The organism is Micromonospora sp. Utrum1 (assembly GCF_057197805.1).
On sequence record NZ_CM170071.1, the window covers coordinates 3,789,753 to 3,803,798 of the forward strand.

Sequence of the window (14,046 nt, forward strand, 5' to 3'; positions counted from 1 at the left end):
GGCCGGAAGCACGCCTGCGCGCTCTTTGGCGCGGCGGCCAGCACTCAAACGGTCGCGAGCAGAAGGGTAGAACGTTCTGTCTTGACAGTCGGGTGCAAAGGTCGTCATCATCAGGGAGACAGAACGTTCGTTCTCTAGGGTGGTGTTCCCGACCGCCACGCCTACTGGTCGCGGTTACCCCTCACTCGCCACCGAAAGGACCACCATGACCACCGTTACCGCACCCGCCATCTCGACGACGGCGTCCACCCTGCGGCGGCTGTACTTCGTCCGCTTCGCGTTCGCCATCGTCTGGGCCCTCGTGATGTTCACGACCGCCACCCACCTCGGCCCGCTCGCCGTCACATTGCTCGTGCTCTACCCGCTGTTCGACGTGGCCGCCGCCGTCACCGATGCCCGCGCGTCACGCGCCACCGGATCGCCCACCCTGCTGTACGTGAACGTCGCGGTCAGCCTGCTTGCCGCGGTCGGCCTGGCCGTCGCCAGCTCGTCCGGCATACCTGCGGTCCTGCGCGTGTGGGGTGCCTGGGCCGTTGTGGCCGGGCTGGTGCAGCTGCTCGTCGGTGTCACCCGCCGCCGGATGGGCGGCCAGTGGCCGATGATCATCAGCGGTGGCATCTCCGTACTCGCCGGCGGTTCGTTCATCGCCAGTGCCTCCGCAGGCAACCCGATCCTGACCAACGCGATCGGTTACGCCATCCCCGGCGGCATCTTCTTCCTCATCTCGGCCATCCGCCTCGGCCGCGCCGCCAATGCGAACTGACATGGAAAGCGCTACGTATGACGTCGTCGTCATCGGCGCGGGGCCGGTCGGCGAGAACGTCGCCGATCGGGTCGTGCAGGGCGGACTGACCGCCGCCATCATCGAGCGAGAACTCGTCGGTGGCGAGTGCTCCTACTGGGCCTGCATGCCGACGAAGGCGTTGCTGCGCAGCGCGACCGCGCTCCGGGCAGCACGTCAGCTGCCCGGAGCGCGTGAGGCGGTGACGGGCCACCTGGACGCGACCGCCGTGCTGCGCCGTCGCGACTCCTTCACCTCACAATGGTCGGACGATGGGCAGGTGTCGTGGCTCGACTCGGCCGGGATCGCGCTGTATCGCGGCCAGGGACGGATCAGCTCCGACCGGGTCGTCGAGGTGACCGGCGAGGACGAAGCCTCGACCTCGCTCACCGCTCGGCATGCGGTCGTCGTCGCGACCGGAAGCAGCGCACTGATCCCGGACGTCACCGGTATCCGCGCGGCGGCACCGTGGACCAGCCGGGAGGCAGCCGCCGCGAGCAAGGTTCCGGGTCGGCTCGCCATCATCGGTGGTGGCGTGGTGGCGTCGGAGATGGCGACCGCGTTCGCAAGTCTCGGATCCGTGGTGACGATGCTGGTCCGTGACGGTGTGCTGCCGCTGGCGGAGCCGTTCGTCGCTGAGCGGGTCACGCAGTCGTTGCGGGCAGCCGGTGTGTTCGTAAACCTCGGTGCCGAGGCCGCGTCAGTGAACCGCAAAGACGACGGCACGGTGCACATCACGCTCACCGACGGCGAGCAGGTCGAAGCCGACGAACTCCTGGTCGCGACCGGCCGTACGCCGAACACGCGGGACATCGGCTTCGACAGGATCGGCCTGAAGCCCGGCGCCTGGCTCACGGTCGACGACACGTTGCGGGTCGTCGACGACGGGGCGTTGATCGGCGATGGATGGCTGTACGCCGCCGGTGACGTCAACCGGCGCACCCTGCTGACCCACCAGGGCAAGTACCAGGCGCGCGCAGTGGGCGACGCCATCGTGGCGCGGGCCAAGGGCGCAGCGGTTGAGGAAGGCCGGTGGGGTCGGCACGTTGCTACTGCCGACGAGCGTGCCGTGCCGCAAGTCGTCTTCACCGACCCGGAGGTCGCGTCGGTGGGGCTGACCGCAGCCGCCGCCGAGGCCGCCGGCCTGCGGATCCGGGTCGTCGACTACGACCTGGCCGCCGTCGCGGGAGCCGCCCTGCACGCCGAGGGATACCAGGGGCATGCCCGGATGGTCGTCGATGAGGACCGGCAGGTGATCGTCGGCTTCACGATCGTCGGTCCGGACGTCGCGGAACTGCTGCATGCGGCGACGATCGCGGTCGTCGGTGAGGTTCCGCTGGATCGGCTGTGGCACGCCGTTCCCGCGTTCCCGACGGTCAGCGAGGTCTGGCTGCGCCTGCTGGAAGCGTACGGCCGCTGACAGCTAGTACCCGGGCTAGCGCCCGGCGTCGGCGGGCGACCTGCGGACAGCGGTCAGGCACCAGGTGGCATAGGTGAGGGTGACATCGCCGTCGACCGCGGCGGCGACCGTCGACAGGATCTCGGCGAGATTGTCTGGTGGCATGCTCGCGAGGCCGCCGGAAGTCGGGATAAGTTCGAGCAGTTCCTCGCGGGTGTAGGTGCGCTGCCAGTCGTAACGGCGGATCTCGGGTTCGGCGAAGCAGCCGGATGCGCGGACTCCGTCGGCGGCGCGGTCGTAGAGGGCGCGATAGCCGTCGAGGATGGAGCCGGACGGCTGGCGGTAGGGCAGGTCGGGCGCCGCCCGGCGTAGCGCCTCAGCTAGCGCTGCGGCGATCGGCGGCGGCAGTTCGTAGACGTGGCCGAACGGCGCGAGGACGCCGCCCGGGCGCAGTACCTTCGCGGCCTTGGCGGCACCGGCGACGGGGTCCACCCAGTGCCAGGCTGTGCCGGAGACGATCGCGTCGAAGGTGCGGCCGGCTGGCTCCCACGTCTCGAACGTCGCGACCTCGACGTCGATGCCGCTCGCGCGGGCGAACTCGGCCATCCGGGGGTCGGGCTCGACGCCGAGGACCGTGCGCCCGGCGGCGCGGAACTGGCGGGCTTCAATCCCGGTCCCGCAACCGACGTCGAGCAACGCGGGGCCCGGCGCGGCGGCGACGATGTGCTCGATCAGCGCGCTCGGATACGGGGACCGACTGCGGTCGTAGCGCCCTGGATCGCTTCCGAATGACTCTGCGACGCGGCGCGCTTCGTGAGGTCGCGGCGGTAGAGTGGCCATATGCCCACTCTAGTGGGCGATCGCCCACTAGGAAAGCGAAGCATCCCATGCCGACCGGCCTGGCTCTGCGCGATCCGCGCCAGCAACTGTTCGACGCGGCCGCGCGGGTGCTCACCCGCGGCGGCGTCGCGGCGCTGACCAGCCGAGCGGTCACCGACGAGGCCGGAGTCGCCAAGGGCGTGCTGCATCGGCACTTCGCCGACTTTGACGCGTTCCTGGTCGATCTGGTGCTCGACCGCATCGCGCGGGTCGAGGCGCAAGGTGCCGCGCTGCGCGATGCGGCCGGGACCGGGACCGTTGCCGGCAACCTCACCGACGCGATGTTCGAACTCTTCGAGCCGGTCATGTCCGCGATCGTCGTGCTCACCATCGCCCGCGACGAGCTGCGCAACCGCCTGCGGGCGGCCGGCACCGCCCGGTTCCCCGTGGCGGGCGAAGCGGTCGCCGCGGTGGCCGGCTATCTGGCAGCCGAGCGTGACCGCGGTCGGGTCGCCGCCGACGTGGACGTGCAGGTGCTGGCGCCGACCCTGATCGGCGCCGTGCATCTGCTGTTCACCGAGCACCGCGGCGGCGAGCCGCCGGTCGAAGATGTGCACAAGGTCGTGGTGACCGTCCTGCGCTGACGAGTATGCCGGAGCGGGCCTTGGGCGGCGGTGCGCTGCGCCCGCAGGAAGATCGAGAACTGTCAGCCTGATCCACCGAGCGGGGTTGCTGGTTCGGGTCGTCTTGGAGTGACAAACCTTGATACCGGAACCCCGCCTCTCACTTCCTGATCAACACACCCCTTGACCAGCCTCGCCCACCCCTAACTGAACGGCGTTGCAGCCAGTACGGCAGCCGCCGTTCGAGATCCCGCCGCTGTGAGTGGGTCGACGTAGAGGCCACCGCTTGATCGTCCGTACGTTGTGGACACCTCAGATCTGGCGGCGGCCGCGGGCCGCAGCGCAAACCCTGCTGCTTGGAAGCGGGTCATGGCCAGCGGCGCCGCCCTGCCGCTCGGTGATCGCACTGATCAGCTCGCCCTTGCGCAATGCTCGGATGTTTCGCGGGCCGGTTCGGGCGGGTGGAGCGGCGTCGTGCGGCGGCGGCACGGCGAGTGGCGTCACGAACTCCACCTGGCGCCGCGCCGGCAGGTGACCGCGCTCGGCGGCAAGCAGGAGGCTGTGGGCGTACCCGTCCAGGGCCGCGGGGATCGCGGCCTGGCGCGCGCAGACACGGGCCCAGCCGTCCTCGTAGGCTGCGCTCTCGGCATCGCGGCCGGGCACCGCGGAGTCGACGGACTGGCGGATGAGCTGGAGCGGGCCGGTAGCCGCCACGTGCAGTTCGCGCAGGTCCTCCCCGGCATCGTGGAAGGCGATGCAGCCGTTAGGCGAGGTGAGCGTGCAGCGGACTCGCCGCGGGCAGCGCCCCGTGCAGGGTCTCCAGCTCGCGCAGGGCGCGGACGGCGAGATCGGCGCGGGCCTGGTGACCGTCCGGACTGTAGTCGGTGAGCCCGTCGACCTCCTGCTCGCCGACCTCGACCACTGCCGCGCACGGGTCGAGGCGGGCCACCTCGCGCAGGACCCGGCTGGCGAAGTCCTCGACCACGGAGGCGATGCTTGTCCTGCATGGCGCATAGGGACCTGCGCAGGATCTGGCCATTCCCTCTTCCGATCATGGAGTCGGTGCGGCAGCGGCACGCGCCGCAAAATGGTTGGACGGTGTCACGGGCGGGCTGGTAACTTCCGTCGCGCCGTGACACTGCCTGAGGAGGTGAGACCCGTGAACGTTTGTATCGATGTGGGTGCTCCCCTCGTCGTCACGGGCCGGCTACTGACGTAGGTGTCGCCGGGAGCGCCCTCAACAATGGCGATCCCGAAAGGCACCAAATTATGAATCCTGTGGAAGTCAGCCACGCCGTGCTGATTTCGCGCGTCGCAACCGGCCAATGGCATGCGCTGGAGGACGACCTCGTAGTCGGCCGCGGCGAGGCGTCGCACCGGCCGGACGGGCGGATGTTCGTCAGCATCGACGCCTGGCACGGCGCGGCCTTCGACCGGCTGGCTGAGACCATGCTGACGGCCCTGCAGAGGCCGCTACACACGGTGGTCGACGAGGCCGACCTCGGCCTGACCGCCCAGTGGCAGCGAGCCGGCTTCACGACGCGGCGCCGCGAGTGGGAGTACTCGGTGCCTACTGACCCACGCGTCACGGGCCTCGACTCGGCTCTGCCGCCGTCCGGCGTGACGGTAAGGGCCTTCGGCTGTGCCGAGGAGGCTCCGCTACGCGCCCTGGACCGCACGATCCGCGACGAGGTTGAGGCCGGCCCCGGATGGCAGGACATGCCGGCCGAAGTACTGGCCCGCCCCGTGCTCGATCCGTCGAAATACGCCGTGGCCGCACAGTCCGGCCGATACGTGGGTCTGCTGCGGGTCGCGACGGTGACCCGGCTGCCACGCATAGGGCTGATCGCCGTCCGGGCCGACCATCAACGCCGCGGCATCGCCCGAGCGCTGCTGGCACACACGCTGGGTGCGCTGCATCGCATCGGCAAGGAAACGGCATCGGCCGAGGTGACCGAATCCAACGAGGCCGCAACGGCACTGTTCGAGGCCATCGGCGCCTGGCGCACCGGCAGCAACCTCGAACTGGTCCTCCGCTGACCGCGAACGAAAGAAGGCGCTGACCATGGCAAGAACATCGAACGGTATCGAACTTGAGGGCACCGTCCTGGAATGCCTGCGCAACGCCACCTTCAGGGTGGAACTCCAGAACGGCCACAAAGTACTGGCGCACATCAGCGGAAGAATCCGTAAGAACTACATCAAGATCCTTCCGTACGACCGGGTGCTCGTAGAGCTGAGCCCCTACGACCTGACACGAGGCCGAATCGTCTACCGCTACCGCAGCTAGGGCCGTTCCTGGCGGTGCGGGCAACCCGCCTCCCGGCCGATCGCCCGCACCGCTGGATCCGCCTTCAGCTGCCCACAAGCCGGACCCGGAGCCTGGCCGCGGCACGGGCGGCCATCACCCGGCCGTGCCGACGGCAACGGGCAGCCCTAGCACCTCGGCTCGCTGCTGCTCCTAACGTCCTGTCAGCGCCTTCTTCCACCCGGGCCACCGCGCTATTCGATCACCGGAGCCCGAAAGAAAAACGGATACGAGGGCGCCACCCGCGAGGAGTGACAGAGAGTAGCGCGCGATTGCGGCAGATGTGTGGGGTGGAGTCCAGTGGTTCGCCGGCTGGTTGGTATGTCGACGAATTGCCGAGCTTGCGGGTGGCATCAGGGCGGTGACCGCATGGGGTCACGGCGAGAAACCTCTCGACCCAGACCTCGGCGATGCTGCATGCGTTGCTCGCCGGATCCTGATGTGCACCCCGGACCCACCTCCACGCCGCGTCGATGATCGGAGACACTTTCACCGTGCGAAACGACCTCGACCAGATCGAAGCGGCGTTCGTCGGCACGCCACTTGCCGGCCTGCCGGTCGGGCACGGCCCGTCGGGCACGGTCCTCGTCACCGACATCGACCCCAATCGCCTGCACAAGGCCTGGCAGGCTGCCGACGCACTGGTGCCGGTCATCGGACGCCGGCCCGTGATGGTCACCAGCGACTTCGACGACGGGCTGAGGATCCGGCCCGAGCCCGAGCCGGGTCCGTCGGAGTCGGAGCTGCGCGCGTTCGCGGAGGCCGCCGAGTCTTCCGAACCCTGGCTGACCTACCGCCACTACAGCGAGGACGAGGAGATCGACGAGGGCGAGGTCGAGTACTACGCGCGCGGCGTGGCCGGCGTCGACCTGGACCTGACGGCCCTGGTGTCGGATGTGCTGCTGCCGACTCCGCGTCAGGCGCTGGAGAGGGCGCTGTACGACCGGCTGCTCGCCGACGCCGACCTGTACGCCCGGGTGCTTGGCAGGGTGCGGTTCCTGACGCAGACCGACTACTGGTACACGCCGCACAGCGTCCTGCTCATGCTGATGCCCACCAGCGACGTCCGCAGCTCCGGGTACTGGGTGGACTTCCACGGTGCGCTCACCCCGGAGTACCAGCAGAGGCTCGCCGCGGTGTTGGCGCAGTGGCGTCGCCGGTGGGACGCCCGCCTGGTCGCGTCATGGGGCACCATGCTGCAGTTCCAGGTGGGTCGTCCCCCGGCGCCGGGTGACGAGGCGTGGACCGCGGCCGGCCAGCTCAAGGCGCTCGCCCCGAACCTCGACCTGCACCGGTGGGAGGTCGCCGTCGCCCTGTCCGCCGGTGACGCGTGGTTCGTGCACAACCGGCCCTGACAAACTCGACCAGACCGTGACCCGCCGAGCTCGGCTGTCGCCTGCGGACTGAGCCGCTCCTTGAGGTCGTGACCCTAGCTCCGCCGCGCCGGCCCCCTCATCGGCACGTCCGGATGTAGCGCCCGGGCGTTCACCTTCGTCGCCGGTATCGGGCCGGCCTTGACCTTCGTTCGTACGCGGTCATGTGCGACCGCGCGCGGACCGCCGCCTGATGCAGTCCGGGACAATGCCACCTTGCCTCTCGCCCCAGCTCAGGGCCACGGCGGCGGCTCATGGGAGGACGATCGTGAAGTCCCTGTGAGTTTTGCGGTTCAGCGGAATGCCGATCTTGACGGGGCGAGCGATCTCCCCGCGGCTGATGCCCAGCCCTTTGGGCGATGAGCCGTTCGGGGCGAAGGGGCACAGGGTCGTCGAAGACGGCCGACACCTGGACGGGCCAGGGGCTTTCGGGAGGGGACGGGGTGAGCAGTTCCCAGCATGAGTCCCACTCCAGGGCGAACCGGTTGCGCCTGGCAATCAGCGGGTCGAGAAGAGCGCGGGCCAGGAGGGAAGGGGAGTTGCCGGAGTAGTGCTTTAGAAGGATCGGATCCAGGTACCGGACCGGGACGCGATCGTGGACGGTGATTTTGCTGGTGCGGTCGCAGGAAACGCAGGCGACCAGGAGCCAGATGTCGAGGAGTGTGCTGTTGGCATTGACACGGAACTTGCCGTCGCTGGGGCTGGCGAGGTCGGAATGGCAGTGGACGCGGCGGAACGTGAGCAGGGGAAGGCGCGTGCGACGAAGGGGCCAGGACAGCACGATATGAGGACGCGTAGACATGATCTCTCCGAAGACCTGACGGAAGGCATGGGAAAAGAGCCGACGGTGACGTCGGCGACCGATGCACGGGAAAGGTGTCAGGTCTAAAGAGCAGGCGGTGTCACGCGGGGTGAAGTCCTCTGTGAGTGGGTCGGAGAAAAAGATCGAGTTGCAAGGTAGGGCGGACGGGCTGGCGAGGCCACCCATTTTTGTCCTGGTGCCGAGCACTGAGGGGCGGGGCGGCGAGCTGGGCGTCGACCACGCGCCGATCCTCCCCCCGGCCCCGTTCTGCGGTATTCCGGCCCTTTCAGACTTGTTTCTCCCGCTGGCCTTCGCCCTGTCGCTGAGCGGCGCGGCCGCTGATGTCATCAGCCGCGAGGAGCACTCGCCGTACGGGGCGACCGCCTACCAGGCGGTGTTGCCGCACCGCTCCGCCAAAGCGAAGGCAACGGCTTTTGATCAGATGCACGCTCGTGCCGCAGATCGCGCGTAAATAGGTGTGACGGTCCTTCGGTGGCCGCTCGAGGTGCGGTCGCGCCGACGACCGGGTCGTGGCGTTGTCAGGGGAGAGCCGGCCCGTGTGTTACCGCAGGAGCGAGGTAGGCACCATGAGGTCCTCGGAGGTGTAGAACTGACCGTGCCGGCTTGAGCCGGGCGGCCGACGGGGTGCGCTGATCACCAAGCGCAGGCCGCGTAGTCCTTCAGGAAGCAGCCGTAGAGGTCTTCGCCCTGTTCGCCGCGGACGATTGGGTCGTACACGCGGGCCGCGCCATCGACCAGGTCCAGCGGGGCGTGGAAGCCGGCATCCGCCAGTCGCATCTTCGTCGGGTGGGGCCGCTCGTCGGTGATCCAGCCGGTATCGACGCTGGTCATGAGGATGCCGTCGGCCAGCATGTCCTGGGCGCTGGTCCGAGTCAGCATGTTCAGCGCGGCCTTGGCCATGTTGGTGTGGGGGTGGCCTGGCCCCTTGTAGCCGCGGGCGAACTGGCCCTCCATCGCCGACACGTTCACCACGTACTTGCGGCGGGCGGTCGCTGCGGCCATCGCCGGTCGCAGCCGGCTGACTAGCACGAACGGCGCGGTTACGTTGCACAGCTGCACTTCGAGCAGCTCGACCGGGTTCACCTCGTGCACCCGCTGCACCCAGCTGTTGACCGGGTCGAGGTCTGGCACCAGACCGCCGGCGTCGATGGCGGTGGCTGCCGCGATCCGTTCTGGCGAGGCGGAGCCGCTGGTCAGCGCCAACGCGGTGAGCGCGTGCGGGGTGAGGGTGGCCGACTTCGGCGGGGCGGTCAGGCTGCCCGTCGGGTCGCCCCGGCCGGCCGGTTTGGCGAACGTGATCATCTCCGGCAGCGGGCCGTCCGGCAGCGCCGCCGCCTCCGCGGCGACGAGCTGCGCGTACGCCCCGGGCGTGCGGCGGACGGTCTGCGCCGCGTTGTTGATCAGGATGTCGAGTGGTCCCTGGCCGCTGACCGAGTCAGCGAGGGCGATCACCTGGGCGGGGTCGCGCAGGTCGATCCCGACGATTCGCAGGCGGTGCAGCCAGTCCCCGCTGTCCGGCATCGCGGCGAATCGGCGGACCGCGTCGTGGGGAAACCGCGTGGTCACCGTGGTGTGCGCGCCGTCGCGCAGGAGCCGCAGCGCGATGTACATGCCGATCTTCGCCCGGCCGCCGGTGAGCAGCGCGCGCCGGCCGGTCAGGTCGGTGCGGGCGTTCCGGCGCTCCCGATTGAGCGCAGCGCAGGGCGGGCAGAGCTGATGGTAGAAGGCGTCCACCTCGCGGTAGCGCTGCTTGCAGACGTAACAGCCGCGCGGATTGTGGAGGAAGCCGGCCGTGGCACCCGCGGTGGGGGAGACGAGCGGGATGCCCTGAGTCTCGTCGTCGATCCGGCCCGGGGCGCCGGTCGCGGTGGCCGCCGTCACCGCGCGGTCCGCCGCCGCGATCGCATCCCTCCGTTCCTCGCGTCGCCGCTGCTTGATCATCTTGTAGAACTTCGCGGTGGCCCGCTGCACCCGCACCACGTCGGGGTGATCGGGAGGCAGGTCCTCCAACGCCTCAAAGACGCTGAGACAGGTCTCCAGCAGGCTCCGATCGATGCCGTATTGACCGGTTTCCGTAATGTTGTCCGCCGCCATGCCGTCGCTGTCTCATCCCGTTTCCTGCGCCGGATCTGCCCGGCCCACCCCAAGTCCGACCCGGAACTGTACGCACCGCAGGGCCTCTGACGCACCCCGCGTCGCGGAAGGGGCCGTCGCCGACGTCGAAGTCACACCCGCTGGTACCAACCACGCGCTGAGGCGCCTGCTGCCAGCGATGCCGTCGTGCCCCGGACGTGCTACATCGACTCCCATCAGTGGCCTTACTGCAGTCGATGGCAATCACGGTGAATCGCTCGGCGAGTCGCGGTGCCACGTGACGCCACATGAGGCGAGTCTCGGGTGCCGTGCAGGAGGAGTACCGGTCTTCCTCCGCCGCCGCGACGCCCATGGATCGTCGTAGCGGTCGCGGCGATCTCGAATTCCTCGAAACCCTCGAACACCGGCAGACCCTCGAAGCCGACAGATTCGCGCCCCCGATCAGCCGCTCTTCACCACGGTCGTGGCGGTTACCGCGCGGCCGCGGCCCGTCGACGCGCCACCCGGGATGAGCTCCGTGTCCGTGCTTCCGGAACACTGCGTCCCCCGGCCAGCTCCGGAGCGAAACCACTGCCCGGCAGGCAACCGCCGGCGGGGGTGCGGCGTGACTAGGGGTACGACCAGGCGGGGAGGGAGGGGACGCATGTCAGGCGAGGAAAGCTTCGACGCGTTCTACCGAGGTAGCAGGCAGCGGCTTTACGACTGCCTGTACGCCCTCACGGGCAACGCGGCCGAGGCGCAGGACGTGGTGCACGAGGCGTACGCCCGGGCCTGGCAGCGGTGGTCGACGGTCGGCGAGTACGCCGATCCGGAGGCCTGGGTACGGACGGTCGCCCGCCGCGTCGCGGTGAGTCGCTGGCGGCGGGCCCGTTCGGCGCTGCATGCCTACCGTCGTGCCGGCCCTCCGCCGGACGTGCCCGGCCCCAACCCGGACAGCGTCGCGCTGGTCGGCGCGCTCGCCCAGTTGCCGCCCGCTCAGCGGACCGCCTTGGTGCTGCACCACCTGGTCGGCCTACCGGTGGCCGAGGTGGCGCGGGAGACCGGCGTGCCCGACGGCACCGTGAAGGCCCGCCTGTCCCGCGGCCGGCGAGCGCTCGCCAACCTGCTCGAGGCGACACCTTCGGAGGCGCACAATGTCTGACGGATTCGAGAGCACGTTCGCGCCGCTGCGGGGGCAGCAGCCGCCGGCGCCGTTCGCGTCCCCCGGGGCGGTTCGCCGTCGCGGACGGCAGCGCTCGCAGCGCCAGGCGGTCGTTGCCGGCCTGGCCGTCGTCGCCGTGGCGGGGGCGGGGGCCGGCTCGGTCGCGAACCTCGGGCCGGGCGACGGCTCGCCAGCCCCCGGCGCCAGCCGGACGACCGTGGCGCCGAGCGGCACCGGGTCGCCGAGCGTGGTGCCGAGCCCGACGGCCCCGGCAACGAGCGCCCCGCCGAGCCCGAACGGCAGCGGCAGGCCCGACCCCGGCGTGGCGGACCTGGGCGCCCTTATGCTCCGGCCGGCGGATCTCGGGCCGGGTGCGTGGCGCAAGCAGTTGCCCAGCGAGCCGTTCTCCGGCGACACGTGGCGCTGGGCCGATCTGTGCGCGGCCTACCGCAGCTCCGACTACCAGTCGCTGCGCCGGCAGGCGGACCTCGACTTCACCGGGTACGCCACCGGCTCGGCCGGGTACGTATACGAACACCTGCACCGGTATGCGGGCGGGTGGGGTCCGCGGGCGCTCGACGACGTACGTCACGTGCTGGCCACCTGCGCCGGCACGGCGGCACCGTCGACCGCGCCCGGAAGTCCGGCGCCCCGCAGGTTCACCGTCGTGGCCACCGGCTTCGCCGGGGACGAGGCGCTGCTCGTCCGCGAGGAGCAGTGGTACTACGAGGGTGAGACGCTTGCCGCCGATCCGATCGTGACGCTCGTCGCGGTGGTCCGGGTCGGCGACATGGTCGCCACCGTGATGTTCTCGCCCGACCGGGACGAGCCGTACGCGCGGAGGGTCGCCACGGCGGCGGCGGGCCGGCTCGCGGCCGGGTAGCCGAAGGCGGACGCGCGTGGCGACAGCTCGGGCCGGGCGGCGGCCGGTCAGATGCCGGAGGTCGCGGCGGCGACGGCTTCGGCGATCAACCGGACTCCGTGGGCGTCGTCGCGTTGCAGCAAGGCGTGGCTGGTCGCGTCGGTGACGGCCCTGTCGTGCTCGTCCAGGAGCAGGCGCAGCAGTAGTTCGGCGATGTCGTGGCGTTCGGCTTGGCGGGCCAGATCGTGGCCGGTCATCGCTCGGTCGGACCACCGTGGTGGTAAGGCGGCGGTAATGGTGGCGAGCAGGCCGGAGTCGGGGTCTTGCATGGCGTTCAGGGTCACGTTGCGGACCTGGGAGCGGCGGGTGCCTCGTGGCGGGTCGGGCCTGCGGACCCTGACCGGGAGGTGGCTTTGGTGGTCGTGCGAGCCACTCCGCTGGGGAGCTGGTCGCCCTTGTGGACGCCGAGGGTGGCTAACGCCGCCTCCACCAGCGTCGCTGGCCGGACGCCTCGGCCGTCCTGGATGCCAGGAGGGAGCTGGCGGTTGCCTTGCCGATGGTTAGGCTGATCTCGTGGGTGGCGCTGTTGATAAGGATGCCTTCGCACTCGGGATCGGCTGCGGCCATCTGTAGGAGAACGTCGCCGGCCAGGCCGGCGTTGAATCGAGGACCGAAGTTGCGTAGAGCGGCCTCGGGGTCCGCGTAGGCCAGTATGCGTGGACGTCCGTCGCCGTGGGTGGTCCTGCCCGCACCGAAGTTACCGTCAGCCCTGAGCTGGCCCTGCCGATCTTGCGAGGGCGTCCCGATGGCTACGATGCCGATGGTAGAAGACCGGAAGAGAGTGAGGAAACGTTCGTAGCTCTCCGGGGTCTTGGTTTCCGCATGCTCCGTCATGACGTCGGATAGCGGTGTGTCACTCATGCGCGAACGCTAGCGTGTAGCCGCCTTGGGAGCGAGCCCGCCGTCGTCGCGCCCGTAGGCTCTGTCGTTAGGAATGGCTGAGCCATTTTCCGTTTCTCCAGTGCTCCTCATGCACGTGCCGCATCTGCCATTCCGATGCTGGCCGCTGAAGACCGCTCGGTCAAGTGTCGGGCTCACGGCGGAGGTCCCGCCCGTCCAGCGGTGCCAGTGCGTCGAGAACCTGTCGGCGGAAGCGTCGCGGCGGCGGGGAGCTGGCCGAGATTGCAGGCTGTCAGACCGCCGTTGCGGGCCACCACGAGGCCCGGTGCGGGCATTGCTGGATGCGGCTGTGGTCGGCTCGGTGAGCTGGCCGAGTATGCCCGCAGGGAGCGGGCAACGGCTCTGAGTTCCGCTTCAACGTCTGACACCCGGGCTGGGTGACGACCGGGCCGGCCGACGCCGGACGCCCACGGACGATGTTCGACTGTTCCGCCGGCTCGCCGGCTACTGGCCCAGCTCATCGACGGCTGATCATTCTTTCGGGACGAAGAGCCGCTGCTCGTGTCGGCGTTCATTCATCTCCACTGGTCGGCCGATGCGCCGAGCGGGGGTTGCACGGCGGCGCGGCGTTGCGCCTCGGCGACCTTGCCGTGGGAGACCCGCACGGACGGCATCCAATGGACGTTGCCGAAAGTGGTTACGACCCGAATGAAGGGGATGCCGCGCTTCCGGCAGACGGCCGCGAGGTGGCGTTCGATGGACTGCTTGGTGCGCCGCCACAGTTCGCCGGAGAAGTGGTTCCAGACGACGTGGTGATCGTGGTCGTAGCAGTCCAGGCACAACGGCCGGTCGAGCCGCGGATCGTGGGCGTCGTGGCGGCGAAGCAGAGGTGGAGACCCGCGCACGTGACTGCCACCCGGGTG

At 69.8% G+C, this 14,046-nt stretch carries 16 protein-coding genes and 1 pseudogene; 9 read left to right on the forward strand and 8 right to left on the reverse strand.

Features of this window, described 5'->3' with window-relative positions:
• Positions 1-205 precede the first annotated feature (205 nt).
• Together AC0OLQ_RS17800 and AC0OLQ_RS17805 are read left to right on the forward strand one after the other, a co-directional pair.
• On the forward strand, positions 206-763 hold the full coding sequence (locus AC0OLQ_RS17800) for a hypothetical protein (RefSeq protein ID WP_484527123.1): 558 nt from the start codon (positions 206-208) through the stop codon (positions 761-763).
• Between the two features lies 1 nt (position 764).
• Positions 765-2,201: a dihydrolipoyl dehydrogenase family protein gene (locus tag AC0OLQ_RS17805; protein ID WP_484527124.1), complete on the forward strand. Its 1,437-nt coding sequence runs from the start codon at positions 765-767 to the stop codon at positions 2,199-2,201.
• Between the two features lie 15 nt (positions 2,202-2,216).
• Here AC0OLQ_RS17805 and AC0OLQ_RS17810 read toward each other — a convergent pair whose 3' ends face one another.
• On the reverse strand, positions 2,217-3,020 hold the full coding sequence (locus tag AC0OLQ_RS17810) for a class I SAM-dependent methyltransferase (RefSeq protein WP_484527125.1): 804 nt from the start codon (positions 3,018-3,020) through the stop codon (positions 2,217-2,219).
• Positions 3,021-3,067: 47 nt separating this feature from the next.
• On the opposite strand from AC0OLQ_RS17810, the gene AC0OLQ_RS17815 reads away from it, so the two are divergent.
• Positions 3,068-3,643, forward strand: coding sequence for a TetR/AcrR family transcriptional regulator (locus AC0OLQ_RS17815; RefSeq protein ID WP_484527126.1), 576 nt, complete (start codon positions 3,068-3,070; stop codon positions 3,641-3,643).
• 291 nt (positions 3,644-3,934) lie between these two features.
• Here the strand turns inward: AC0OLQ_RS17815 and AC0OLQ_RS17820 are convergent, their stop codons facing one another.
• Together AC0OLQ_RS17820 and AC0OLQ_RS17825 are read right to left on the reverse strand one after the other, a co-directional pair.
• Positions 3,935-4,336, reverse strand: a complete 402-nt coding sequence (locus tag AC0OLQ_RS17820) for a hypothetical protein (RefSeq protein WP_484527127.1) — start codon at positions 4,334-4,336, stop codon at positions 3,935-3,937.
• A gap of 49 nt (positions 4,337-4,385) precedes the next feature.
• Positions 4,386-4,607, reverse strand: coding sequence for a hypothetical protein (locus AC0OLQ_RS17825; RefSeq protein ID WP_484527128.1), 222 nt, complete (start codon positions 4,605-4,607; stop codon positions 4,386-4,388).
• 284 nt (positions 4,608-4,891) lie between these two features.
• On the opposite strand from AC0OLQ_RS17825, the gene AC0OLQ_RS17830 reads away from it, so the two are divergent.
• The 3 genes from AC0OLQ_RS17830 (at position 4,892) to AC0OLQ_RS17840 (ending at position 7,285) form a co-directional block, all read left to right on the forward strand.
• Complete coding sequence (locus AC0OLQ_RS17830) at positions 4,892-5,662, forward strand: GNAT family N-acetyltransferase (protein WP_484527129.1); 771 nt, start codon at positions 4,892-4,894, stop codon at positions 5,660-5,662.
• A 25-nt stretch (positions 5,663-5,687) separates the two neighbouring features.
• Complete coding sequence (gene infA / locus AC0OLQ_RS17835; protein WP_357345882.1) at positions 5,688-5,912, forward strand: translation initiation factor IF-1; 225 nt, start codon at positions 5,688-5,690, stop codon at positions 5,910-5,912.
• A 512-nt stretch (positions 5,913-6,424) separates the two neighbouring features.
• On the forward strand, positions 6,425-7,285 hold the full coding sequence (locus AC0OLQ_RS17840) for a DUF4253 domain-containing protein (RefSeq protein ID WP_484527130.1): 861 nt from the start codon (positions 6,425-6,427) through the stop codon (positions 7,283-7,285).
• Positions 7,286-7,415: 130 nt separating this feature from the next.
• Here the strand turns inward: AC0OLQ_RS17840 and AC0OLQ_RS17845 are convergent, their stop codons facing one another.
• On the reverse strand, positions 7,416-8,291 hold the full coding sequence (locus AC0OLQ_RS17845; RefSeq protein ID WP_484527131.1) for a DUF1062 domain-containing protein: 876 nt from the start codon (positions 8,289-8,291) through the stop codon (positions 7,416-7,418).
• A 10-nt stretch (positions 8,292-8,301) separates the two neighbouring features.
• Here AC0OLQ_RS17845 and AC0OLQ_RS17850 point away from each other — a divergent pair, with 10 nt between their 5' ends.
• Positions 8,302-8,577 carry a hypothetical protein gene (locus AC0OLQ_RS17850; RefSeq protein ID WP_484527132.1) on the forward strand — a complete coding sequence of 92 codons (276 nt, stop codon included), beginning with the start codon at positions 8,302-8,304 and terminating at the stop codon, positions 8,575-8,577.
• Between the two features lie 182 nt (positions 8,578-8,759).
• Here AC0OLQ_RS17850 and AC0OLQ_RS17855 read toward each other — a convergent pair whose 3' ends face one another.
• Positions 8,760-10,220: an SDR family NAD(P)-dependent oxidoreductase gene (locus tag AC0OLQ_RS17855; RefSeq protein ID WP_484527133.1), complete on the reverse strand. Its 1,461-nt coding sequence runs from the start codon at positions 10,218-10,220 to the stop codon at positions 8,760-8,762.
• A gap of 643 nt (positions 10,221-10,863) precedes the next feature.
• Here AC0OLQ_RS17855 and AC0OLQ_RS17860 point away from each other — a divergent pair.
• The gene (locus AC0OLQ_RS17860) at positions 10,864-11,361 is read left to right on the forward strand and encodes a SigE family RNA polymerase sigma factor (protein WP_091261928.1); all 498 of its coding nucleotides are present in this window, start codon (positions 10,864-10,866) and stop codon (positions 11,359-11,361) included.
• Positions 11,354-12,244 carry a hypothetical protein gene (locus AC0OLQ_RS17865; protein ID WP_484527134.1) on the forward strand — a complete coding sequence of 297 codons (891 nt, stop codon included), beginning with the start codon at positions 11,354-11,356 and terminating at the stop codon, positions 12,242-12,244. Before AC0OLQ_RS17860 ends, AC0OLQ_RS17865 begins: the two co-directional genes overlap by 8 nt.
• A gap of 47 nt (positions 12,245-12,291) precedes the next feature.
• Here AC0OLQ_RS17865 and AC0OLQ_RS17870 read toward each other — a convergent pair whose 3' ends face one another.
• The 3 genes and pseudogenes from AC0OLQ_RS17870 to AC0OLQ_RS17880 form a co-directional block, all read right to left on the reverse strand.
• Positions 12,292-12,567 carry a hypothetical protein gene (locus AC0OLQ_RS17870; RefSeq protein WP_484527135.1) on the reverse strand — a complete coding sequence of 92 codons (276 nt, stop codon included), beginning with the start codon at positions 12,565-12,567 and terminating at the stop codon, positions 12,292-12,294.
• 130 nt (positions 12,568-12,697) lie between these two features.
• On the reverse strand, positions 12,698-13,144 hold the full coding sequence (locus tag AC0OLQ_RS17875) for a hypothetical protein (protein ID WP_484527136.1): 447 nt from the start codon (positions 13,142-13,144) through the stop codon (positions 12,698-12,700).
• 593 nt (positions 13,145-13,737) lie between these two features.
• A pseudogene (locus tag AC0OLQ_RS17880) lies at positions 13,738-14,004 on the reverse strand (replication initiator); the annotation flags it as partial.
• Between the last annotated feature and the right edge of the window lie 42 nt (positions 14,005-14,046).

Excerpts from the sequence above, each read along its gene's own strand:
- AC0OLQ_RS17865 (WP_484527134.1), top strand. The coding sequence starts at position 11,354 with ATGTCTGACGGATTCGAGAGCACGTTCGCGCCGCTGCGGGGGCAGCAG.
- AC0OLQ_RS17845 (WP_484527131.1), bottom strand. The coding sequence starts at position 8,291 with ATGGGTGGCCTCGCCAGCCCGTCCGCCCTACCTTGCAACTCGATCTTT.
- AC0OLQ_RS17875 (WP_484527136.1), bottom strand. The coding sequence starts at position 13,144 with ATGAGTGACACACCGCTATCCGACGTCATGACGGAGCATGCGGAAACC.
- AC0OLQ_RS17830 (WP_484527129.1), top strand. The coding sequence starts at position 4,892 with ATGAATCCTGTGGAAGTCAGCCACGCCGTGCTGATTTCGCGCGTCGCA.
- AC0OLQ_RS17860 (WP_091261928.1), top strand. The coding sequence starts at position 10,864 with ATGTCAGGCGAGGAAAGCTTCGACGCGTTCTACCGAGGTAGCAGGCAG.
- infA (WP_357345882.1), top strand. The coding sequence starts at position 5,688 with ATGGCAAGAACATCGAACGGTATCGAACTTGAGGGCACCGTCCTGGAA.
- AC0OLQ_RS17800 (WP_484527123.1), top strand. The coding sequence starts at position 206 with ATGACCACCGTTACCGCACCCGCCATCTCGACGACGGCGTCCACCCTG.
- AC0OLQ_RS17815 (WP_484527126.1), top strand. The coding sequence starts at position 3,068 with ATGCCGACCGGCCTGGCTCTGCGCGATCCGCGCCAGCAACTGTTCGAC.
- AC0OLQ_RS17810 (WP_484527125.1), bottom strand. The coding sequence starts at position 3,020 with ATGGCCACTCTACCGCCGCGACCTCACGAAGCGCGCCGCGTCGCAGAG.
- AC0OLQ_RS17805 (WP_484527124.1), top strand. The coding sequence starts at position 765 with ATGGAAAGCGCTACGTATGACGTCGTCGTCATCGGCGCGGGGCCGGTC.
- AC0OLQ_RS17855 (WP_484527133.1), bottom strand. The coding sequence starts at position 10,220 with ATGGCGGCGGACAACATTACGGAAACCGGTCAATACGGCATCGATCGG.